At 65.5% G+C, this 20,734-nt stretch carries 28 protein-coding genes and 1 riboswitch; of the genes, 19 read left to right on the top strand and 9 right to left on the bottom strand.

The window, feature by feature from the left end; all coding sequences use genetic code 11:
• The first annotated feature begins 3 nt into the window (after positions 1–3).
• From rph to hemW, 7 genes are read left to right on the top strand one after another with little or no spacing between them, the layout of a single operon-like run.
• Entirely contained in the window at positions 4–720 is a 717-nt protein-coding gene (gene rph, locus IE097_RS15395; RefSeq protein ID WP_189461740.1) for a ribonuclease PH, read from the top strand.
• Positions 717–1,721: a tRNA dihydrouridine(20/20a) synthase DusA gene (gene dusA / locus IE097_RS15390; protein ID WP_189461739.1), complete on the top strand. Its 1,005-nt coding sequence runs from the start codon at positions 717–719 to the stop codon at positions 1,719–1,721. Before rph ends, dusA begins: the two co-directional genes overlap by 4 nt.
• Complete coding sequence (locus tag IE097_RS15385; RefSeq protein WP_189461738.1) at positions 1,718–2,353, top strand: retropepsin-like aspartic protease family protein; 636 nt, start codon at positions 1,718–1,720, stop codon at positions 2,351–2,353. Before dusA ends, IE097_RS15385 begins: the two co-directional genes overlap by 4 nt.
• Positions 2,354–2,360: 7 nt before the next feature.
• The gene (gene rdgB, locus IE097_RS15380; RefSeq protein ID WP_373295751.1) at positions 2,361–2,954 is read left to right on the top strand and encodes an RdgB/HAM1 family non-canonical purine NTP pyrophosphatase; all 594 of its coding nucleotides are present in this window, start codon (positions 2,361–2,363) and stop codon (positions 2,952–2,954) included.
• Positions 2,951–3,184, top strand: coding sequence for a hypothetical protein (locus IE097_RS15375; protein WP_189461736.1), 234 nt, complete (start codon positions 2,951–2,953; stop codon positions 3,182–3,184). The genes rdgB and IE097_RS15375 overlap by 4 nt, the downstream gene beginning before the upstream one ends.
• A 38-nt stretch (positions 3,185–3,222) precedes the next feature.
• Positions 3,223–3,723: a hypothetical protein gene (locus IE097_RS15370; RefSeq protein WP_189461735.1), complete on the top strand. Its 501-nt coding sequence runs from the start codon at positions 3,223–3,225 to the stop codon at positions 3,721–3,723.
• 1 nt (position 3,724) lies between these two features.
• The gene (hemW, locus tag IE097_RS15365; protein WP_189461734.1) at positions 3,725–4,939 is read left to right on the top strand and encodes a radical SAM family heme chaperone HemW; all 1,215 of its coding nucleotides are present in this window, start codon (positions 3,725–3,727) and stop codon (positions 4,937–4,939) included.
• A gap of 52 nt (positions 4,940–4,991) precedes the next feature.
• Here the strand turns inward: hemW and ribB are convergent, their stop codons facing one another.
• Complete coding sequence (gene ribB, locus IE097_RS15360; RefSeq protein WP_189461733.1) at positions 4,992–5,666, bottom strand: 3,4-dihydroxy-2-butanone-4-phosphate synthase; 675 nt, start codon at positions 5,664–5,666, stop codon at positions 4,992–4,994.
• 96 nt (positions 5,667–5,762) lie between these two features.
• Positions 5,763–5,907: riboswitch (FMN riboswitch) on the bottom strand.
• A gap of 178 nt (positions 5,908–6,085) precedes the next feature.
• On the opposite strand from ribB, the gene rnk reads away from it, so the two are divergent.
• Positions 6,086–6,499 (top strand): nucleoside diphosphate kinase regulator, encoded by a 414-nt coding sequence (rnk, locus tag IE097_RS15355; protein WP_189461732.1) that lies wholly within the window; start codon positions 6,086–6,088, stop codon positions 6,497–6,499.
• Positions 6,500–6,506: 7 nt separating this feature from the next.
• Here the strand turns inward: rnk and IE097_RS15350 are convergent, their stop codons facing one another.
• On the bottom strand, positions 6,507–7,541 hold the full coding sequence (locus IE097_RS15350) for a L,D-transpeptidase family protein (RefSeq protein WP_189461731.1): 1,035 nt from the start codon (positions 7,539–7,541) through the stop codon (positions 6,507–6,509).
• Between the two features lie 30 nt (positions 7,542–7,571).
• Here IE097_RS15350 and IE097_RS15345 point away from each other — a divergent pair, with 30 nt between their 5' ends.
• Positions 7,572–8,120, top strand: coding sequence for a L,D-transpeptidase family protein (locus IE097_RS15345; RefSeq protein WP_189461730.1), 549 nt, complete (start codon positions 7,572–7,574; stop codon positions 8,118–8,120).
• A 37-nt stretch (positions 8,121–8,157) separates the two neighbouring features.
• Here IE097_RS15345 and IE097_RS15340 read toward each other — a convergent pair whose 3' ends face one another.
• A complete protein-coding gene (locus IE097_RS15340) occupies positions 8,158–8,460 on the bottom strand; it encodes an Lpp/OprI family alanine-zipper lipoprotein (protein WP_189461729.1) in 303 nt (100 codons plus the stop codon).
• Positions 8,461–8,649: 189 nt separating this feature from the next.
• Here IE097_RS15340 and IE097_RS15335 point away from each other — a divergent pair, with 189 nt between their 5' ends.
• The 5 genes from IE097_RS15335 to IE097_RS15315 all read left to right on the top strand — a co-directional run bounded on the left by IE097_RS15335 (position 8,650) and on the right by IE097_RS15315 (position 11,533).
• A complete protein-coding gene (locus IE097_RS15335) occupies positions 8,650–9,033 on the top strand; it encodes a Rid family detoxifying hydrolase (protein WP_189461728.1) in 384 nt (127 codons plus the stop codon).
• Positions 9,034–9,174: 141 nt separating this feature from the next.
• Positions 9,175–9,789, top strand: coding sequence for a LysE family translocator (locus IE097_RS15330; protein ID WP_189461804.1), 615 nt, complete (start codon positions 9,175–9,177; stop codon positions 9,787–9,789).
• Positions 9,790–9,941: 152 nt separating this feature from the next.
• Positions 9,942–10,262 carry a DUF1330 domain-containing protein gene (locus IE097_RS15325; RefSeq protein WP_189461727.1) on the top strand — a complete coding sequence of 107 codons (321 nt, stop codon included), beginning with the start codon at positions 9,942–9,944 and terminating at the stop codon, positions 10,260–10,262.
• A 223-nt stretch (positions 10,263–10,485) separates the two neighbouring features.
• Positions 10,486–10,920, top strand: a complete 435-nt coding sequence (locus tag IE097_RS15320) for a hypothetical protein (RefSeq protein WP_189461726.1) — start codon at positions 10,486–10,488, stop codon at positions 10,918–10,920.
• Between the two features lie 94 nt (positions 10,921–11,014).
• Positions 11,015–11,533 (top strand): P-loop nucleotide/nucleoside kinase family protein, encoded by a 519-nt coding sequence (locus IE097_RS15315; protein WP_189461725.1) that lies wholly within the window; start codon positions 11,015–11,017, stop codon positions 11,531–11,533.
• Positions 11,534–11,666: 133 nt separating this feature from the next.
• Here IE097_RS15315 and panC read toward each other — a convergent pair whose 3' ends face one another.
• The 6 genes from panC to pcnB form a co-directional block, all read right to left on the bottom strand.
• A complete protein-coding gene (panC, locus tag IE097_RS15310) occupies positions 11,667–12,503 on the bottom strand; it encodes a pantoate--beta-alanine ligase (RefSeq protein WP_189461724.1) in 837 nt (278 codons plus the stop codon).
• A gap of 5 nt (positions 12,504–12,508) precedes the next feature.
• Positions 12,509–13,108: a transglutaminase-like domain-containing protein gene (locus IE097_RS15305; RefSeq protein WP_189461723.1), complete on the bottom strand. Its 600-nt coding sequence runs from the start codon at positions 13,106–13,108 to the stop codon at positions 12,509–12,511.
• A gap of 13 nt (positions 13,109–13,121) precedes the next feature.
• Positions 13,122–13,712, bottom strand: coding sequence for an HD domain-containing protein (locus IE097_RS15300; protein ID WP_189461722.1), 591 nt, complete (start codon positions 13,710–13,712; stop codon positions 13,122–13,124).
• 10 nt (positions 13,713–13,722) lie between these two features.
• The gene (gene panB, locus IE097_RS15295) at positions 13,723–14,514 is read right to left on the bottom strand and encodes a 3-methyl-2-oxobutanoate hydroxymethyltransferase (RefSeq protein ID WP_189461721.1); all 792 of its coding nucleotides are present in this window, start codon (positions 14,512–14,514) and stop codon (positions 13,723–13,725) included.
• Between the two features lie 128 nt (positions 14,515–14,642).
• Positions 14,643–15,140: a 2-amino-4-hydroxy-6-hydroxymethyldihydropteridine diphosphokinase gene (folK, locus tag IE097_RS15290; protein ID WP_189461720.1), complete on the bottom strand. Its 498-nt coding sequence runs from the start codon at positions 15,138–15,140 to the stop codon at positions 14,643–14,645.
• The gene (pcnB, locus tag IE097_RS15285; protein ID WP_189461719.1) at positions 15,140–16,474 is read right to left on the bottom strand and encodes a polynucleotide adenylyltransferase PcnB; all 1,335 of its coding nucleotides are present in this window, start codon (positions 16,472–16,474) and stop codon (positions 15,140–15,142) included. Before pcnB ends, folK begins: the two co-directional genes overlap by 1 nt.
• Before the next feature lie 186 nt (positions 16,475–16,660).
• Here pcnB and IE097_RS15280 point away from each other — a divergent pair, with 186 nt between their 5' ends.
• The 5 genes from IE097_RS15280 (at position 16,661) to lipB (ending at position 20,704) form a co-directional block, all read left to right on the top strand.
• Positions 16,661–17,527 (top strand): PhzF family phenazine biosynthesis protein, encoded by an 867-nt coding sequence (locus IE097_RS15280; RefSeq protein ID WP_189461718.1) that lies wholly within the window; start codon positions 16,661–16,663, stop codon positions 17,525–17,527.
• Positions 17,528–17,687: 160 nt separating this feature from the next.
• Positions 17,688–18,848, top strand: a complete 1,161-nt coding sequence (locus tag IE097_RS15275; protein ID WP_189461717.1) for a D-alanyl-D-alanine carboxypeptidase family protein — start codon at positions 17,688–17,690, stop codon at positions 18,846–18,848.
• A gap of 52 nt (positions 18,849–18,900) precedes the next feature.
• The gene (locus IE097_RS15270; RefSeq protein ID WP_189461716.1) at positions 18,901–19,782 is read left to right on the top strand and encodes a D-amino acid aminotransferase; all 882 of its coding nucleotides are present in this window, start codon (positions 18,901–18,903) and stop codon (positions 19,780–19,782) included.
• Positions 19,779–20,075: a YbeD family protein gene (locus IE097_RS15265; protein WP_189461715.1), complete on the top strand. Its 297-nt coding sequence runs from the start codon at positions 19,779–19,781 to the stop codon at positions 20,073–20,075. Before IE097_RS15270 ends, IE097_RS15265 begins: the two co-directional genes overlap by 4 nt.
• On the top strand, positions 20,072–20,704 hold the full coding sequence (gene lipB, locus IE097_RS15260) for a lipoyl(octanoyl) transferase LipB (protein WP_189461714.1): 633 nt from the start codon (positions 20,072–20,074) through the stop codon (positions 20,702–20,704). Before IE097_RS15265 ends, lipB begins: the two co-directional genes overlap by 4 nt.
• Positions 20,705–20,734 lie beyond the last annotated feature (30 nt).

The following is a 20,734-nucleotide window of genomic DNA, read 5'->3' as shown; positions in this document are numbered from 1 at the left end:
ATCATGCGCCCGTCCAGCCGTACCCCCGCGCAGCTGCGCCCCGTCCGCCTCACCCGCCACTACACCCGTCACGCCGAAGGCAGCGTGCTGGTCGAGTTCGGCGACACCAAGGTGCTGTGCACCGCCAGCGTCGAAGAAAACGTGCCGCCCTTCCTGCGCGGCAAGGGTCAGGGCTGGGTGACCGCCGAGTACGGCATGCTGCCGCGTTCGACCGGCAGCCGGATGAAGCGCGAAGCCGCCGCCGGCAAGCAATCGGGTCGCACCCAGGAAATCCAGCGCCTGATCGGCCGCAGCCTGCGCGCCGTCGTCGATCTCGCCGCACTGGGCGAGCGGCAGATCGTCATCGATTGCGACGTGATCCAGGCCGACGGCGGCACCCGTACCGCCAGCATCACCGGCGCCTTCGTCGCGCTGACCGATGCCATCAACGGCCTGATCGCCGCCGGCAAGCTCGAACAAAGCCCGATCCGCCAGCATGTCGCCGCGATCTCGGTCGGCGTTTACCAGGACACGCCGGTGCTCGACCTCGACTACCCGGAAGACTCGGACTGCGAAACCGACATGAACGTCGTGATGACCGACAGCGGCCAGTTCATCGAAGTCCAGGGCACGGCCGAGGGCGTACCGTTTTCGCGCGACGAAATGAACGCACTGCTCGACCTGGCCGACGCCGGCATCCGCGAACTGATCGCGGCCCAGAAGGCGGCGCTGGCAGCATGAGCGGTGCAGTGAAACGGCCGTCGCGGCGCTTCAGCATCGCGCCGATGCTCGACTGGACCGACCGCTTTTACCGGCGTTTCGCCCGCGAGCTGAGCCGCGACGCCTGGCTGTACACCGAAATGGTCAACACCGGTGCCATCCTGCACGGCGACAAGATGCGCCATCTGCGCTTCGACGACGTCGAGAATCCGCTGGCGCTCCAGCTCGGCGGCTCCGATCCGGCGGATCTGGCCAAATGCGCCAGGATCGCCGAAGACTGGGGCTACGACGAGGTCAACCTCAATGTCGGCTGCCCGTCCGAGCGCGTGCAGTCCGGCAGCTTCGGCGCCTGCCTGATGCTCGAACCGCGACTGGTATCGGACTGCCTCAAGGCCATGCGCGATGCCTGCGGGATCGATGTGACCGTCAAGCACCGGATCGGCATCGACGCGGTCGAGGATTACGGATTCCTGCGCGATTTCGTCGGCCATGTCCACGCCGCGGCCGGGGTGACGACCTTCATCGTCCATGCCCGCAACGCCATCCTCAAAGGCCTGAGCCCGAAGGAAAACCGCGACATTCCGCCGCTGAAGTACGACTACGTCTACCGGCTCAAGCGCGACTTCCCGCAACTGGAAATCCTCGTCAACGGCGGCATCACGACGCACGACGAGATCGCGGGGCACCTCGGCCACGTCGACGGCGTGATGGTCGGTCGCGAGGCGTATCACAATCCGTGGATGCTCGCCGAGGTCGACGCACGCTACTACGGTCACGACGCACGCCCGGCCAGCCGCGAGGCGGCGATGCACGCGCTGCGGCCTTTCGTCGAAGCCGAGCTCGCGGCCGGGACGCCGTTGCGCTTTTTCACCCGCCACGTGCTCGGCCTGTATCAGGGCGAACGCGGCGCACGCGGCTGGCGCCGCACGCTGTCCGACGCCAAACTGCTCAAGGATGCCGGCTGGCCGCTGATCGAGGCGGCGCTGGCGCAGATGCAATCACCGGAACCCTCGCACGCATGAAGCTTGCCGCCGCTCTCGCCGTCGCCCTGTTCGCCCCCGCCGCCTTCGCCACCAACATCACGCTGATGGCGGTACTCGGCAACAAGGCCATCCTGAACATCGACGGAGCACAACGCACCGTCTCGGTCGGCCAGAGCATCGGCAGCATCAGGCTGCTGGCGCTGAACGGTGATGCCGCAACGATCGACGCCGGCGGTGCACAGAAGCGCCTGGTCCTGGGCGAGGGCTACACGGTCAGCGGCGGACGCGACAACAGCGGCGGCAGCCTGACGCTGACCGCCGACCGCGGCGGCCATTTCTATACCGATCTGCGCATCAACGGCATCGCCCAGAAAGCCGTGGTCGACACCGGCGCGAGCTTCATCTCGCTCAGCAGCAACGTCGCCGACAAGATGAAGATCGATTACCGAAAAGGCCGCGAAGGCACCGCCAGCACCGCCAACGGCAAGATCAGCGTCTGGATCGCCAAGGTGCCGCAGGTGCAGGTCGGCAACGTAATGCTCTACGACGTCGACGTCTCGGTACAGAACGGCGACACCCTCGATATCGCCCTGCTCGGCAACTCCGCGCTGAGCCGTTTCCAGATGAAGCGGGACAACGACCTGCTGACGCTGACCAAGAAAACCTACTGACATGACCATGAAAAAAATCGTCCTCGCCAGCAACAACGCCGGCAAGATCCGCGAATTCCGCCACCTGCTCGCGCCGCTCGGCCTCGAGATCGTGCCGCAGGGCGAGATGGGTGTCCCCGAATGCCCGGAACCGTTCGGCACCTTCGTCGAGAACGCGCTGGCCAAGGCACGCCACGCCAGCCGCATCACCGGCCTGCCGGCGCTGGCCGACGATTCGGGCATCTGCGTGCACGCGCTCGGTGGCGCACCGGGCGTGTATTCGGCGCGCTACGCCGGCGAGCCGAAATCGGACGCCCGCAACAACGAAAAGCTGCTGGCCGAGCTGGCCGGCCACGCCGACCGCAGCGCCTACTACTATGCCGCGCTGGTACTGGTACGCAACGAACAGGATCCGCAACCGCTGATCGCCGACGGCATCTGCACCGGCACGATCATCGACGCACCGCGCGGTGACGGCGGCTTCGGCTACGACCCGCTGTTCCTGCTGCAGCAATACGACCGCACCGTCGCCGAAATCAGCGCCGACGAGAAGGCCGCGATCTCGCACCGCGGCCGCGCGCTGCGGGTGCTGGTCGACAAGCTCAGGGAAACGCAGCTATGAGCGCGTGCAGCAACGAAGCCCGCTACGCCATCTGGCACCGCGACGACGGCTCGGTCGTGTCGTGCACCGAAAAGGTCAAGGTCATGAACGAGAATCTCGATGAAATCGCCCAGCTGATGCAGGACGCACTTGAGGACGGCATCCTGATGGAAGTCTCCGAAGCGCAGATGAAGGATGTGCTGCACAAACTGGTCGATGCCCTGCACAACCCGTACGCCGGGCGCGAATGACACTCCGGTGGGTCATGGCAATGGCAGGCTGCATCGCCATGGCCGCCTTCGCCAATGACGACATCGACGCCTACACCATCATTCCGGCCGATCTCGGGCACCGCGACGCACCTCGGGCCGGTCGTTTTCCGGCTCGCCACCTCCCGGCTTCCAGCCCCGCGACGCTGGTGCTGACCCCCGGTTCCCCGGCATGGCAGTTCCGCGGCCGTTTGACGGCAGCCCCCCGCACCGCAAACTTCGCCGGCGCACTGACACTGGTCTGGTGGGGATGCGGTTCGGCGTGCCAGACTGCCGCGCTGATCGACCGTACGACCGGGCAGGTCTACCTGCCGGACGCCCTTCGCGACATTCAGACCAACAATCTGTCCAACCGGATCGACGCGGAAGGCGGATTGATCTTTCGCCCGGACAGCGAACTGCTGATCGTGCTCGGCACCCCGGGCGACCCCAGCCACCCGCGGGGCGTGAACTACTATCGCTGGCATCAACGCCGGCTCATCCATCTGTATTCGGTGCCCCGGCCGTATCCGGGGCAATGACATGACGACGATCTCACTCCCGACGACCCGCAGCAACTGGGGCCTGACCGCCCTGCCGCCGCTGGCGCTGTACATCCATTTCCCGTGGTGCGTGAAGAAGTGCCCGTACTGCGACTTCAACTCGCACGCCCTCAAGTTTGGCGGCAACGGCGACGACGGCCGGCTCGATGCCACGCTCGAGTCGCAATACGTCGACGCGCTGATCGCCGACCTCGAATCCTGTCTGCCGCTGGTGTGGGGTCGGCCGGTCACGTCGATCTTCATGGGCGGCGGCACGCCGAGCCTGTTCTCGGCCGAATCGATGGACCGGCTGCTCGCGGCGATCCGCGCCCGGGTCAAGCTGCTGCCCGATGCCGAAATCACCCTCGAAGCCAATCCGGGCACGTTCGAAGCCGACAAGTTCGCCGGCTTTGCCGACGCCGGCATCAACCGGCTGTCGATCGGCATCCAGAGCTTCGACGATGCCAAGCTCAAGGCGCTCGGCCGCATCCACGACCGCGACGCGGCGCACCGGGCGATCGAGATCGCCCACCGCCATTTCGACAACTTCAACCTCGACCTGATGTACGCGCTGCCGCAGCAGACGCTGGCCGAGGCACTGCAGGACATCGACACGGCGATCGCCGCCGGCTCGACCCACGTCAGCGCCTACCACCTGACGCTGGAACCGAACACGCTGTTCCACCGCTACCCGCCGGCGGTGCCCGACGACGACCTCGCCGCCGACATGCAGGACGCGATCGAGGCACGGCTCGCCGCCGCCGGTTTCGAGCACTACGAGACCAGCGCCTTCGCCCAGCCCAAGCGCCAGGCCAGGCACAACCTCAACTACTGGCGCTTCGGCGACTACCTCGGCATCGGTGCCGGTGCACACGCCAAGATCAGCTTCCCCGACCGGGTGATCCGGCAGATGCGTTACAAGCAGCCGGCCGACTACCTCGCCAAGATGCACGAGGGCGGCGCGGTGCAGACCGAGGACGCGATCACGCTCGAACAGCTGCCGTTCGAGTTCATGCTCAACGCACTGCGGCTGACCGATGGTTTCGCACTGAACCTGTTCACCGAGCGCACCGGCCTGCCGTTGACCAAGGTGATCCACGAGATCGACCGCGCCTGTGCCGAAGGCCTGCTCGAACGCGACCTCGAGCACGTCAAGCCGACCGAACAGGGCCGACGTTTTCTCAATACCTTGCTCGAGCGTTTTTTGCCCGACTAGCAGGGCTGCACCCCAGGAAAACAAACGGCACGCCAAGGCGTGCCGTTTTTCATCAGGCGGCCATCGCCGCCTCGCTCTGTCGCGCCTGCTGCCGGTACCAGACGAGGTCTTCAATTGTCAGCACCGGCAAGCCTTGCTGCTCGGCGTAGGCGATCACCGTGTCACCGCGCATCATCGTGCCGTCCGGATTCATCAGCTCGCACAGCACCGATGCGTCGCCCAGGCCTGCGAGTTTCGCCAGCTCGATCGAGCCTTCGGTATGGCCGCGGCGTTCGAGCACGCCGCCGGGGCGGCCGCGCAGCGGGAAGACGTGGCCGGGGCTGACAAGCTGCGCCGGGTCGAGGCTCAGCGCCGCGCGGATCGTGGTCACCCGGTCGACGGCCGATACGCCGGTCGACACGCCGTCGCGTGCTTCGATCGACACCGTGAACGCGGTACTGTTGCGGCTGCCGTTGCGCGCGACCATCTGTGGCAATTGCAGCCGCGTCAGCGCGGCATCGCTCAGGCACAGGCAGACGATACCGCTGCCGTCGCGGATCATCTGCGCCATGCCGGCCGCATCGATGCGCTCGGCGGCGATGATCAGGTCGGCCTCGTTCTCGCGGTCTTCGTCGTCGAGCAAGACGACCGGCCGACCGATGCCGGTAGCGATGACGGCGGCTTCGAGCCGTTGCCGGGGATTAGTGGAGGAAAAATACTGGTCGAATCTGGATTCAGGCCTGGACATCGGGGAAACGCTCCGCAGAATTGGCGAAAGCGTTCAGGGCCAACCCGGAACCGGGTCGGAGACGGCCACCCGCCTGCCCTTCGGCATGCGGGTGCACCTGGTCTTCTCTCATCCGGACTGTGACCGTCGGCTCCGGCATCGGACCGGATCTGCTGACCCTGCTTGCGCAGGCGCTCGCGGGCTCGGGCCCGATCGAGCCCCTACCGCCGGTGGGGAATTCCGCCCCGCCCTGAAGACGCATGGTGCCGCGACCAAGGCCGCGACGATTCGGATGTTAACAAAACGGTCGCCGTCGCGGCAGCTGCGGCTATCCCGAACGCGCGCGGTACACGCACATCGGTCACGGACCGCATGTCGCCGGGGAACCAAGCCGGACAAATCGGTCTAATGCATTTCATGCAACCTGATGAGGCCTTCCCATGTCCGCATTACCTCCGATAACGGTGTCGTCGCTCGATGCCGATCGCCTGTACGAACTGATCGACACGCTGCCGGCCAGTGCCTTTCCGGGGGCTGCGGCCCTGCGCGCCGAACTCGACCGGGCAACCCTGCTCGAGCCGGAGGACATGCCCGGCGACGTGGTGACGATGCGTTCGCGCGTCCGTTTCGAGATTGCCGGTTCGGGCCAGCCTTTCGAGCTGACCTTGTGCTATCCGAAAGACCTGAGCGGCGAAACCGACCAGATCTCGATTACCGCACCGGTCGGCAGCGCCCTGCTCGGCCTGTCGGTCGGTCAGCAGATCAGCTGGCCGGCGCCCGGCGGCGGCAACACCAGCGTGAAGATCCTCGACGTCGTCTACCAGCCGGAACGCGCCGGCGAATTCGGCCGCTGAGCCGGCGTCAGGGCGACACCGACGCGGCATCGTCGCTGCGCTGGCGCGGCTCGGGCAGCGAAGCGTCGTTGGCGTCGATGCCGTAGGGCGCGAAGGCATAGGGTTCAGCAGCGATGCCGGCCAGAACGGCGGCCAGCGACGGGCTGTCGGCGTTCAGTACCTGCGGTACCGCACTCGGTTTCGCCAGCAGCTGATGCACACGCGCCTGATCCAGTGGCCGGTCCGACAGTACCGCGTCCATGATGCGCTGATCGAGCAGGCTGGCGGCCAGTGTCGCCGGCGCCGCCTGATCCGGGTACTCGCCCACGCCCTCGTAGGTCGCCATCCACACCTGGCCGCCGGCATCGCCGACCAGCACCGGCTGGTTGACGACGCGGAACGGCGTGCCGACCTTGAGTTGCGGAAACAGTTCGGCGGCATCTTCCGGATACAGATGCATGCAGCCATGGCTGGTCCGCATGCCGATCCCCCACGGCCGGTTGGTCGCGTGCAGGTAGATGCCGGGCCAGCCGGTTCGCATCGCCAGCATCCCCATCGGATTGTCCGGCCCGGGCGGAAAATACTCGGGCAGCTCGACGCCCTCTTCCTCGCGATGCTCGTCGCGGATGCTCTTGGGCACGAACCAGCCCGGATCGCGGTACTTGGCGATAACCTTGCTGGTGCCGAGCGGTGTCGACCAGCCTTCGCGGGCGATGCTGATCGGATAGGTGATCACCTGGGCCGGCTGGCCTTTCTTTGCCGGCGGAAAGTAGAACATCCGCCGCTGCGGAATGTTGACGACGATGCCTTCCCACGGTTTGGGTGGCAGGATGAACCGGGTCGGAATCACCACCCGGGTGCCCGGTTTCGGTGTCCACACCGATACCTTGGGATTGGCGCTGGTGATTTCGGCGTAGCCGAGGTCGAAATGGCGCATCAGATCGAGCAGGGTGTTGTCGGGCGTCGGCACGACGACCTTGACTTCCCCGACCACGGTGCTGCCATCCTTGGGTAAGGGGAACGTCGCCGCGACGGTGACGGTCGAAACCAGCACGGCCGCCATTGCTGCAATGGCGCGCCATGGAGTGAGACGATGCCTGCCGCCCTGATCCGCCTTGCCCTGACCGCACTGCTGCTCACCGCGCTGCCCGCCCGTGCCGAACCGTGGACGCTGGTCGACACGGCCGCCCAGACGCTGACCGTGTATTCGACCTCGGGCGTACCGCTGGTCACCGTCGACCATGTCGCCATCGGCAGCGGCGGCGTGTCCGATGTCCACTACCGCGGCGACAACACCACGCCGCGCGGCGACTACCGGATCCGGGCGATTCGCAAATCGCATCGCTTCATCACCTTTTACGAGCTGGACTACCCTAAGACCGCGCAAGCCGAGCAGGCGTTCCGCGAGGGCCGGATGTCGGCGCAGACCCGCGACCTGATCACCGGGCAGAACGATGCCGGCGCCCGCGCGGCACAAAACTCCATCCTCGGCGGCTGGATCGGCATACACGGCGTCGGGCGGGGGAATATGGACATCCACCGCAGTTTCAACTGGACCGACGGCTGCATCGCACTCGACAACGACGCTCTGGCCGCGTTCGGCGAATGGGCCGAAGTCGGCATGCGGGTGGAGATCCGCTGACCCGCCGGGCGGGACCGGGTGGCCCCGCCTGCGATGCCTACTTCATCATCGACTTCTTGAACGCCCGGTCGACCTTTTCGTTCGCGGCCGCAGCCTCCTGCCTGGCAGCCTTGGCTTCGCTCAGGGCCTGGTCGGACTTCTGGTTGGCCTGTTGCGCCATGGCCGCCGCATTGTTCGCGGTCGTCGCATTGGCATTGGCCTTGGCAAGCGCCTGATCGGCCGTGGCCTGGGCCTTGTCGATCGCGGCTTTCATGGCGGTGTCGCTGGCACAGCCGCCGAGCAGCGCGAGGGTGGCCGCCGCAACGACGAGGGCGGACCGGTGGCGAAGAACCGTCTGCATGACGTACTCCTTCATGAGTCAAAGGACGCGCCGACGGCGCATCTTTCCTCTTTAGAGTTCGCCATGCCACCGCATGCAAGCGGGATATGCCAAATCGATGGGCGCCGGGCCGATGGCCGGCAGGATATCGGCGCCCGGAGCAAAATCGTCGCTACAATGGCCGCCTCATCAACGCCACCGGGGAATGTCATGAACAAGACCATCATCCACAGCGATCACGCACCGGCCGCCGTCGGCACGTACTCGCAGGCCGTCAAGGTCGGCGATACCGTTTACCTGTCCGGACAGATCGGCCTCGACCCGCAGAGCGGCGCGCTGGTCGACGGTTTCGAAGCGCAATGCCATCAGGTGTTCAGGAACCTACGCGCCGTTTGCCAGGCCGCCGGCGGCGATCTCGCCGACATCGTCAAGCTCGGCGTGTTCGTCACCGATCTGGCCAACTTCGCCAAGCTCAACGAGATCATGGGTGACTACTTCAGCGCGCCGTTCCCGGCCCGCGCCGCCATCCAGGCCGCTGCGCTGCCCAAGGGCGCGCTGGTCGAAGCCGACGGCGTGCTGGTCCTGGCGAGCTGAGCCGGATCGGCTGTCGGGACAGCGACGCGCAGGCTGCCTGCGCGCCGGACTGTAACCGGGGCGTGTCGGGGGGATTGCTACTGTCGCATTCCGGCCCGGCCGCCTAGGCTGGACACTTCCACCGATCCCGTGTCCGCCACCATGCATCTCGAACTCTGGCTCGCCTTCGTCGCAACGACGTTCTTCATTTCCGGCACGCCGGGGCCGAACATGCTGCTGATGCTCAGCCACGGCACCCGCTACGGCTGGCAGCCGACGCTGTCGACCATGGCCGGCGCGCTGACCGGCCTGGCCCTGCTGTTCACGCTGTCGGCGTTCGGCCTTGCGGCCATCCTTGCCGCCTCGGCCAAGCTGTTCCTGCTGCTCAAGCTCGTCGGCGCCGCCTACCTGATCTATCTGGGCATCCAGTGCTGGCGCGCCGGCGACGCGCTGGACGAGCCGAACATCCGCGGCGATTCGGCCTGGGCCCGCTACCGGCTCGGGCTGACCGTGGCATTGTCGAACCCCAAGGCCATCCTGTTCGCCGCCGCCTTCCTGCCGCAATTCGTCGATCCCAGACTGGCGCAGGGACCGCAATGGGCGCTGTTGCTGCTGACCTTCTTCGTGATCGAGGCCGGCTGGCAGGTCGCCTACGCCGCCGGTGGCACCCGCCTCGCCGCCTGGCTGCACCGTCCCGGCCGGATCCGCAGCTTCAACCGCTTCTGCGGCACAGCGTTCTTTGCCGTTGGCGGGATGCTGGCGCTGGCAAGGCGGTAAAGCAATGACTCGGCAATTCAGGCAAAAAAAGGTCGCGATACTTTTGGCGTACATTACACACAAACAATTAATGATGTAATTAAAGGTTTTTCAAGCCTGCCGGCTTAATTGTCAGAGCACCCGATACGTTCAAGCATTTTTTGGAGCAATCAATGCCTGCTTATGCTGTTGCCGTGATACGTGAAACCCGGTTTGGTGACGAGATCAAGGAGTACTTGCAGCGTATTGACGGCACGTTGGCCCCTTTCTCTGGCAAGTACCGTGTACACGGCGGCCCCTATCAACCGCTTGAAGGTGCTTGGTCCGGTGATTTGGTTGTCATTGAGTTTCCTTCCATGGCGCTGGCCCAAAGCTGGTACGAATCCGATGCCTACAAGGCAATTCGCCCTCTGCGTACCGAACATACGGAGGGAGAAGTATTTCTGGTTCAAGGCGTGCCAGAGGGTTATAGAGGCGAAGACATTCTTGGCTGACAACACGGCGTACACCAACAATTCGCACAAACCGAAGTTGCCCTGCAAATCGATGTAGATCTGTGATTAGTCGTCGTGACGCCGGTGAATACTTCAATGAATATTCCCTTGTTTGCATCGCGCTACTGTCTTCCGGAAAACGGCCCATTCAAAAGTCTTTCCGACCTTCCTGACAGCGATGACAATCCGGTTTTCCATGAGTTGTTGAACCGGCATCAAAGAGATGCCCGGCTACCGTCGGTGGTTCGGGCGTGAATACATTCAAAGACGAAAATTCACCGAAAACAGGCTGCGGGCGCTGTTCATTGAGCGGGGCGGCAAACCCGCGCGCGACTATCCGGTTTATCTCACGCTAGGTGCGTCGCCGTGGTTCAAGGGGCTCAACGAACTGCATCACGAAATCCGGATCACCCTGTCTTGCCTCGATCCGGCAACGACGTCGCTCACCTTCCCGGACAGCTTCATGACCGTGAGCCGGCCCGACAAGCCGTACTACAACCAGGTCTTCCTGCCTGGTGACCTGGAGCAGATGGTGGATCGCTTCGGTCTGCCTGCCAACGACCATCTGGTTCCGTATGAAAAATACCGGGAAACGGATTTCGAGCTCTGTGTCGAAATTCAGGTGTGGGACTCCGCCGCGAGTCTGCTCCCGGCCTGATGCTTCGCCCAGCCGGGACCGGTTTAAATCGGCCTGTCATCTTGAAACATCAAGCTCGCATCTCAGGAACAACTGCCAGCAATCAGAGGGAACCATGAACGATCATCATCGCTTGCACTTGGTATGCGGCCCTGTTGGCGCAGGGAAAACAAGCTATTCGCACCAATTGGCCGAGCAGTCGAACGGTATCGTGTTTTCCATTGACCAATGGATGGCCAAGCTCTTTCAACCCGACCTGAATCCGGAGGTCGACCTCAAGACGATGAACCCTTCATGGTTTTCGGATCGTGTTGATCGCTGCGAATCGATGATCTACGAAACAAGTTCGTACATCCTGTCAGCCGGTGGCGTGGTGATTCTTGACCTCGGCTTCATCCGCCAGGCCCGGCGAGACACCGCGTACGCTTTTGCGTCGAGCCAAAACGTCCAGGCCCAATTGCACTACGTCACGGCGGAACAGGCCGTGCGCCAAAAGCGTGTCGAACAGCGGAATGCCGAGCGAGGCCAGACCTATGCTGTCGCCATCACGCCGGCGATGTTCGCTTTCGCCGAGAGCATGTTCCAAGCGCCAGACGGGCAAGAGCTGGCGTCGGCAACGATCGTTCGTACCTAGCCGGTCAGCCGCCAAGACATGTAACGGCAGCAGGGGCATCGTTCCCTGTTTGGCAGCAACCCAAAGAAAGAAGGCTCCCGCGGGAGCCTTCTTTCATTTCAACACGTCGCTTCGCCGCAGCTGCGGCAAACGCTCAGCACTGGATTTCGATATTGTCGATCAGTCGTGTCGAGCCGATCCGGGCTGCCAGCAGGATCACCAGCGCATGGTCGGTGTGCACCGCCGGCTTCAGCGTCCTGGCGTTGCGGGTTTCGACGTAATCGACGACCCAGCCGTGGCGGACCAGATCCTCGATGGTTTCCTCGGCCAGCCGGGCGAAATCGCGCTCGCCCGACGCGATCGCATCGCGCATCCGCGTCAGGTGGTGGTACAGCCGCGGCGCTTCGGCGCGCTCGGTCTCGGACAGATAGCTGTTGCGTGACGACAGTGCCAGCCCGTCGCCGGCGCGGCCGGTATCGACCGGCACGACCTCGATGGGCATGTTCAGCTCTTCGACCATCTGCTGCAGGATGAACAGCTGCTGGTAGTCCTTCTTGCCGAAACAGGCCACGGTCGGCTGGACGATGTTGAACAGCTTGCTCACCACGGTGGCGACGCCGCGGAAGTGGCCCGGGCGGAACGCGCCACAGAGCTCGTCCTGCAGCGCCGGCGGTTCGACCTTGTACTGCTGGATCACGTGCGGATACAGCTCCTTCTCGTCCGGCGCGAACACCACGGCGTGCGGGCACTCGTGCTCGATCAGCGACGCGTCGTGGCTCAGCGTGCGCGGATAACGGTCGAAATCCTCGCCCTGACCGAACTGCAAGCGGTTGACGAAGATGCTGACGACCACCGACTGCGCGCGCTCGCGGGCTTCGCGCACCAGCGCCATGTGGCCGGCGTGCAGATTGCCCATCGTCGGCACGAAGGCGACGGTGCCGGCGGTTTTGCGCCATTCGCGCAGTTCTTGGATCGTGTGGATGATTTTCATGTCGTTCACTCGGAGACAGGCGGATTCAGGTCGATCGGCGCGGCGCGATACTGCGACACCGTGTCGCAGGCGTACAGCCGCTCGACAAGTTCGGGCCACGGTTCGGCCCAGACTTCTTGATATGTGCATTCACCGGGGTACTGCACCGGATAGGCGAGGTTTTCGGCGCCGGGCGTGAACTGGCAGGCGATGCCGGGCTTGCTGTTGCCGCGCGCGTCGCACCGGTACCAGCCGTGGCCGTCGAGCCAGACCGCGGCAAAGCCGTGCAGGCAGTAAGGCGGATTCGGGCCGTCCCAGGTCAGCCGCTGGTAGCTGAAACCGCCGGGCAGGCCATTGGCACGCCACAGCGCCACCAGCAGGTGGCTCTTGGCGTGACAGAAGCCGGTCCCGGTCGCCAGCGTCTCGGACGCCGATACCGGCACTTCTGTCCGACCGAAATCGATGCAGTGTTCGATCCGGTCGCGCACCCAGTTGAAACAGTTGCGCGCGGTTTCGAGCTGGGTCGGCGCCGCCAGCGACTCGGCCAGGGCGGCGACGTCCGGGTGGTCGAAATCGACGACTTCGCTGGCGTTCAGGTACGGCGACAGATCAACGGCTGCGTTCACTTCGTCACTCCGTTCAGGGTTGCAGGTCGCCACGCGCGATGGCGTCGTCGAGGCCGGCCCGCAGCCGGGCCCAGACGCCCGGCAGAACCGGTTCGACCTTGGGCTGGTTCATCGCGACCACCTGCGACACGCGGATGCCGTGTTCGCGCCAGCTCTGGCCACCGTTGTTGAGGTTCTGCAGCATCGGCATCACCCGGTCGATGGCACGGGCGAACCGTGCGTCGTCGTCGTTGCCGTGCGAGAAATCGTGCCACAGCGCGAACAGCGCCTTGCCGGCGTCGTCGGGCAGCAGGCCGAAGATGCGCTCGGCGCCGGCCAGCTCCAGTGCTTCGGCAGCCTGACGCTGCGCCGCGTCGTAGACCATCACGTCGCCGGCATCGATTTCGGGGATGTCGTGGACCAGCAGCATCTTCAGCACCCGGTCGACGTTGACCGGGCGGACCGCTTCGGGCGCCAGCGTCATTGCCAGCATGGCGATCTGCCAGCTGTGCTCGGCGGTGTTCTCGCGCCGGTCCAGTCCGACCGGCTTGTTCCGGCGCAGCACGCCCTTGAGCTTTTCCAGCTCCAGCGCGAAGGCGAAAATCGCGTCGAGACGTTCAGCCATCGCCGCGGCCTCAGTAGCTGTGTTCTTGTGCCGGGAAAGTCGCCGCACGCACCTCGTGCACATAGGACTCGAACGCGCCCTGGATGCTGGAAACGCCGTGCATGAAGTTCTTCACGAAGCGCGCCTTCTTGCCCGGGAACACGCCGAGCATGTCGTAGACGACCAGCACCTGACCGTCGACGTCGACGCCGGCACCGATGCCGATCGTCGGCACCGACAGCGACTCGGTCACGGTCTTGGCCAGATCGGCCGGAATCATTTCCATCAGCACCATCGCCGCACCGGCCTGCTGCAGCGCCAGCGCGTCCCGCTTGAGCACCTCGGCCTCGTGCTGGGTCTTGCCCTGGATCTTGAAGCCGCCGTAGACGTTGACCGACTGCGGCTGCAGGCCGATGTGGGCACACACCGGAATCCCGCGCGCGGCGAGGAAGGCGACGGTCTCGACCATCACCATGCCGCCTTCGATCTTGACCATTTCGGCGCCGGCAGCCATCAGTTTGGCGGCATTCTCGTATGCCTGTTGCGGGCTCTGCTGGTAGGCACCGAACGGCAGGTCGGCCAGCACCAGCGCCTCGCGGTTGCCCCGGGCAACGCATCCGGTGTGGTAGACCATCTGGTCCATCGTCACCGGCAGCGTGCTGGTCTGGCCCTGGATCACGTTGCCGAGCGAATCGCCAATCAGCAGGATGTCGACCCCGGCTTCGTCCATCAGCGTGGCGAAACTGGCGTCATAACACGTGAGCATGACGATCTTCTGGCCGTCCTGCTTCATTTTCTGCAGCGTGGTAATCGTGGTCTTCATTGCGTAATCCCGTGGGTGGTTGGGCAGACGTCACGGCAGCGGGGTAATGCCGCCGCGTGGGGCATTATTCCACCTGCGCGGCAGCTGCGCCCATACGTATTGTTGCCGAGGGCGGCAGTTGACCCCGCTCAGGACCGGCGGCCGCTGCCCGGTATCCGCGCAATGGCCTGACCGGCCACCGCCGCCAGACCGTCCTTTGCCGGGCCGAAACCGGGGATGACGACGTCCGGTGCGATCTCCAGCAGCGGCAGCAGTACGAAGGCGCGCTCGTGCATGCGCGGGTGCGGCACGTGCAGGTGCGGCAGCTGCAGCGTCGCGTCGCCATAGAGCAGCAGATCGAGATCGAGCGTGCGCGGCGCATTGCGGAAACTGCGGTGCCGGCCCAGCCCGGTTTCGATCGCCAGCAGCGCATCGAGCAGCGCCGGCGGCGCCAGCGTGGTCGTGATCCGGGCGACGGCATTGTGGAAATCGGGCTGGTCGGCGTAACCGACCGGCGCACTGCGGTAGTAGTCCGATACGGCCATCAGCGTCGAGCCCGGCAACACCGCCAGTGCGTCGACGGCCATGTCGAGCTGGCGCGCCGGATCGCCCAGATTGGCGCCCAGCGCGATGTAGGCATCGACCATCACGCGCCGCTGGCCGGGGCCGCGGCGGGCTTCTTGCGGCGCGGCTTGCGCTTGCGCTGCGCCCCGCCCTTGTCGCTGCCGGCAACATTGGCGATCAGCGCCGAACGGGTCGCGTCGTCACAGTACTGGAACTGCTGCCACCAGTCCGCCAGCGCCTTGTCCGCCAGGCCGCACTGCGCGCGCAGCACCAGAAAATCGAAACCGGCCCGGAAGCGCGGCTGTTCGATCAGCCGGAACGGCCGCTGGCCGACGCGCTGCTCGAAACGCGGCTGCATCATCCAGACTTCCTTCATCGCCGCGCTGTAACGGTTGGGAATCGCCAGGCGCTTGCTCACCCGGTCATCGACCTCGTTCATCGCCGCGACCAGCGCCGGCATCGTGTGCTCGCCGGCGGCCTCCTTCTTCTTCCAGAGTTGCTCGACGTCGTGCCACAGCAGCGTCGCGAACAGGAAGCCGGCCGACACCGGCTTGTCGTCGGCGAGGCGGGCATCGGTGTTTTCCAGCGCGCGCTGGATGAAGGTCGCCGCGTTCGGATCGTCGAGCTGGCGCTCGAGAATGGGCAGCAGCGAGCGGTGCAACCCTTCGGCACGCAGCGCCGACACGCACGCCCAGGCCTTGCCCGACAGCAAGAGCTTCATCGTCTCATCGAACAGCCGCGCGCTCGGGATGTTTTCGAGCAGACTGGTCAGTCCGGCGATCGGCTTCTTGGTGCCCGGCGCGATCGTCAGCCCGAGCTTGGCGGCCAGCCGCACCGCGCGCAGCATGCGCACCGGGTCTTCGCGGTAGCGCTGCACCGGATCGCCGATCATCACCAGCTGGCGGCGTTCGAGATCGTCGACACCGTGGTGGAAGTCGAGGATTTCCTCGCGGTTCGGGTCGTAATACAGCGCATTGACGGTGAAGTCGCGTCGTGACGCATCTTCCTCGATCGTGCCGTAGACGTTGTCGCGCAGGATGCGGCCGGCGTCGTCGGTCGGTGCGTCCGAGGCACCGCGGAACGTCGTCACCTCGATGATTTCCTCGCCGTCACGGTCGTAGAACGGCACGTGGACGATCTTGAAGCGGCGGCCGATGATGCGCGAGCGGTTGCAGACGTGGCGCACCTGCTCGGGCGTTGCACTGGTGGCGACGTCGAAATCCTTGGGACTCTTGCCGAGCATGAGGTCGCGGACCGCGCCGCCGACGATATAGGCATCGTAACCGGCAGCTTGCAGCCGGTCGCAGACCTTGAGCGCCCCCGAGTGCAGCTGGTCGCGGCGGATGCCGTAGTGTTTGGCGTGGAGGACGCGCTTGCCGGGGCGGCGAAGCACTTTTCCGATCAGTTTGCGGATCATTCGCGGGTCAGGGGGTTTGATTGCTTGACGCTGCATTATACAGCCGTGCGCGACCACGGCCTGTTGCAAAACGTAGCCCGGCCGCGCCCTGGCCGGCTGTGGCGCCGACAAGGCCGCCGGATTGTCACTGTTGCCGCTGCCGGCCGCATGGTTGAATGACGGTCCCGAATCCGGCCGGAGCCCGCCATGCGCACGCTGCACTACATCGTCGTCAACGTTTTCACCGCACCGGACGGCAACCCGTTCAGCGGCAACGCGCTGGCCGTGTTTCCGCACGCCGACGGCGTCTCCGACGCGCGGATGCAGGCGATCGCGCAGCAGCTCAACCTGTCGGAAACGACCTTCGTCCGCCACAGCGGCGACGACCAGCCGGGGGCCGACGCCGACGTGCGCATCTTCACGCCGGGCTACGAACTGCCCTTTGCCGGCCACCCGACGCTGGGCACCGCCGCGGTGCTCGACGCCGAGCGCGGCCTGGGCGGTGAAGTGGCGCTGCATTTCCCTGCCGGCACGGTCCCGGTCTCGATCCGCAACGGTCTGGTGACGCTGACGGCGCAACCGCCGCGCTATCGCGACGCGCCGGACGATGCAGTGCTGGCCGGGGCGCTCGGCCTCGCCGCCGGCCGGTTCGCCGGCCGCGCCCGCTTCGTCGATACCGGCACCGAGCAACTGGTGGTCCCGGTGGCCTCTGCCGACGACGTCTTCGCCTGCCAGCCCGACGTCACACGCTTCGGCGAAGCCGCACTCAACGGCCGCGGCATCGCGCAGGCGCTGGTGTGGGCACCGTCGGAGGCCGGCATCGTCGCGCGCTTCTTCTGGGTCCAGGCCGGGCAGATCGGCGAGGACTTCGGTACCGGCTCGGCCTGCGCCAACCTGGGCGGCTGGCTGCTCGGCCAGGGCCGGACACTGCCGTTCACGTCGACGATGCTGCAGGGGCACGGCGTCAAGCGCCTTGCCCACCTGCAACTCGACCTGACCGGGACCGGCGCAATCCGCGTCAGCGGCCGGGTCAACCGCATCGGTCACGGCACGTTTGAACTGCCGGACGAATAAACGCTCCAACCCGGCGACCGTCGCCGTCCGGATTGCAGACGGCACGGTGCCATCCGTCAGTGCAAGGTAATTCGCACGCCCGCAACGGCAGACCCGCGCCGGATGACGGTTTTATAATCGCCGACTTGTTCCGCCCCATTCCAAGAGTGCTGTTTCACCGATGAATCTCCGCCGTCACTTCGCCCTCGTCGCCCTGGCCGCCCCGCTCGTTTCCATGACCGCCCAGGCGTTCACCCCGCCGCCGCCGGACATCGCCGCCAAGGCCTATTTCCTTTCCGATTACCAGAGCGGTGCCACACTGGCCGCCCGCGATGCCGACACCCGGATCGAACCGGCGTCGCTGACCAAGCTGATGACCGCCTACGTGGTGTTCAAGGCGATCAAGGAAGGCAAGCTCAAGCTCGACCAGCAGCTGACCGTGTCGGCGGCCGGCATGAAGGCCGGCGGCGGCAGCGGCGGTTCGACGATGTTCCTCGATCCGCGCACCCCGGCCACGGTCGACCAGCTGATCAAGGGCATGATCGTCCAGTCCGGCAACGACGCTTGCGTGACGCTGGCCGAAGCCATCGCCGGCAACGAGGAAGTCTTCGCCCAGCTGATGAACCGCGAGGCGCAGCGCCTCGGCATGAAGAACAGCCACTTCACCAACTCGACCGGCCTGCCGGACCCGAACCTGTACATGACGACGGCCGACCTCGGCCGGATTGCCGCGGCGATCATCCACGACTTCCCCGAGTTCTATCCGATCTACTCGATGAAGGATTTCACCTTCAACAACATCAAGCAGGGCAACCGCAACCTGCTGTTGTACCGCGATCCCAACGTCGACGGCATGAAGACCGGCCACACTGCCTCGGCCGGCTACAACCTCGTCGCGTCGAGCAAGCGTGACGGCCGCCGGGTGATTTCGGTCGTCGTCGGCACCACCAGCGACCAGATCCGCGCGGCCGAATCGTCCAAGCTGCTGAACTGGGGCGTGCAGTTCTTCGATACGCCGAAGGTCTACAGCGCCGGCCAGAGCATCGCCACCGTACCGGTCTGGAAGGGCAAGGCGGACAGCGTCAAGGCCGGCTTCCTCGAGGACCGCTACCTGACGGTGCCGAAGGGCGACGCCGCCAAGATCAAGCTCGACTTCACCAGCCAGCAGCCGCTGATCGCACCGATCGCCAAGGGCCAGCAGATCGGCTCGGTCAAGGTCAGCCTCGACGGCAAGGCACTGGGTGATTACCCGGTCGTCGCGATCGAACCGGTGGCCGAAGCCGGCATCTTCGGCCGCGCTTGGGATGCGATCCGCCTCTGGTTCAAGCAGCTGTTCGCCTGACCCCCGGTTCCGCCGGCATGACCCGATCATGCCGGCGGCGTAAACTCCCGTCATGAACACCCCCGACCTCACCGCCTACCTGAACGGCCGCTTTGCGCCGCTGGGCGACCTTTCCGTGCCGGTACTCGACCGCGGCTTCCTGTTCGGCGACGGCGTCTACGAGATGATTCCGGTTTACAGCCGCAAGCCGTTCCGGCTCGACCCGCATCTCGAGCGACTGGCCGCCAGCCTCGCCGCCATCCGGATTGCCAATCCGCACACGCAGGCCGAATGGCGCAGGATCATCGAAACGCTGGTCCGGCACCAGCCCTTCGACGACCAGTCGATCTACCTGCAGGTCACGCGGGGAGTCGCCTACCCGCGCAACCACGCCTTCCCGGCCGAAGCAACGCCGACGGTGTTCCTGCTGGCCGATCCGTTGCGCACGCCACTGCCGGCCCAAGTGGTCAGCGGCATTGCCGCGGTCACCCAGGCCGACGTGCGCTGGCTGCGCTGCGACATCAAGGCGATTTCGCTGCTGGCCAACGTGCTGGCCCGGCAGGGTGCCGTCGATGCCGGCGTCGCAGAAACGGTGCTGCTGCGGGACGGCCTGCTGATCGAGGGCTCGGCCAGCAACATCTTCGTCGTCCGTGACGGCATGCTGCTGGCGCCGCCGCCGTCTCACCTGATGCTGACCGGCATCACCTACGATCTGGTGCTCGAACTCGCAGCCCGGCACGGCATGCCGCACCAGGTCCGCGAGATCACCGAGGCCGAATTGCGCAGTGCCGACGAAATCTGGCTCACGTCGAGCAGCAAGGAAGTGCTCGCCATCGTCACGCTCGACGGCACCCCGGTTGGAAACGGCGCCCCCGGCCCCATCTACAAAGCCATGTACCAGCATTACCAGGCCTTCAAGACCGAGGTGATGCGCACCGGCAAGGATATCCAATGAACACGAATACCCCGGCACCGCCGCCGCTCGAAGAACTGGTCGATTTCCCGGCCAAGCTGCCGATCAAGGCGATCAGCCACAAGCAGGTCAGTCACGACGAATTCCACGCCGTGCTGTTCGCGCTGTCGTGCGAGCACGTGCCCGGCGTCACCGCCAACGTGCTGACGATCCGCCCGAGCAGCGCCGGCAACTACTTCGCCGCCACGCTGATGATCACCTTCGAGACCGCCGATCAGGTGCGCGCGCTCGACGCCGCACTGCGTGCGCATCCACTGGTGCGGATGGTGCTGTGAGCGAAGTCGCGACCGCGCCGGTGGTCCGGCAGCTCGGCCTCGCCGACTACGAGACCACCTGGCACGCGATGCAGGCCTTCACCGACGCCCGCGACGCGGCCACGCCCGACGAAGTCTGGCTGCTCGAACACCCGCCGGTGTTCACGCTCGGCCAGGCCGGCAAGCCCGAACACATCCTGCAGCGCAGCGACATTCCGATCGTCAGGATCGACCGTGGCGGTCAGGTCACCTATCACGGCCCGGGTCAGCTCGTCGCCTACACGCTGCTCGACCTGCGCCGGCTCGGCTTCGGCGTGCGCGAGCTGGTGCGCCGGCTCGAGAACAGCGTGATCGCGCTGCTCGCCGACTACGGCATAGCCAGCTACGGCAAGGTCGACGCCCCGGGCGTGTACGTGAAGGATGCGCTCGGCGAAGCCAAGATCGCCGCGCTCGGTCTGCGCATCCGCAACGGCTGCTGCTTCCACGGCCTGTCGTTCAACGTGAACATGGACCTCGCACCGTTCTCGATGATCAATCCCTGCGGTTACGAAGGCCTGCGCGTCGCCCAGCTGAACGATTTCGGCTTTGCGGAGACACCGGCGACGTTAGCCGGTAAAATGGCCGACAAAATCCTGCAACAAATCAACTGATTAACCCTGCCCGACGCAAGGTTGATCGGC

The sequence above is a fragment of the Jeongeupia chitinilytica genome, assembly GCF_014652315.1.
Lineage (GTDB): Bacteria > Pseudomonadota > Gammaproteobacteria > Burkholderiales > Chitinibacteraceae > Jeongeupia > Jeongeupia chitinilytica.
Note: the sequence above shows the minus strand (reverse complement) of the source record. Positions and strands in the feature narration are given on the sequence as shown.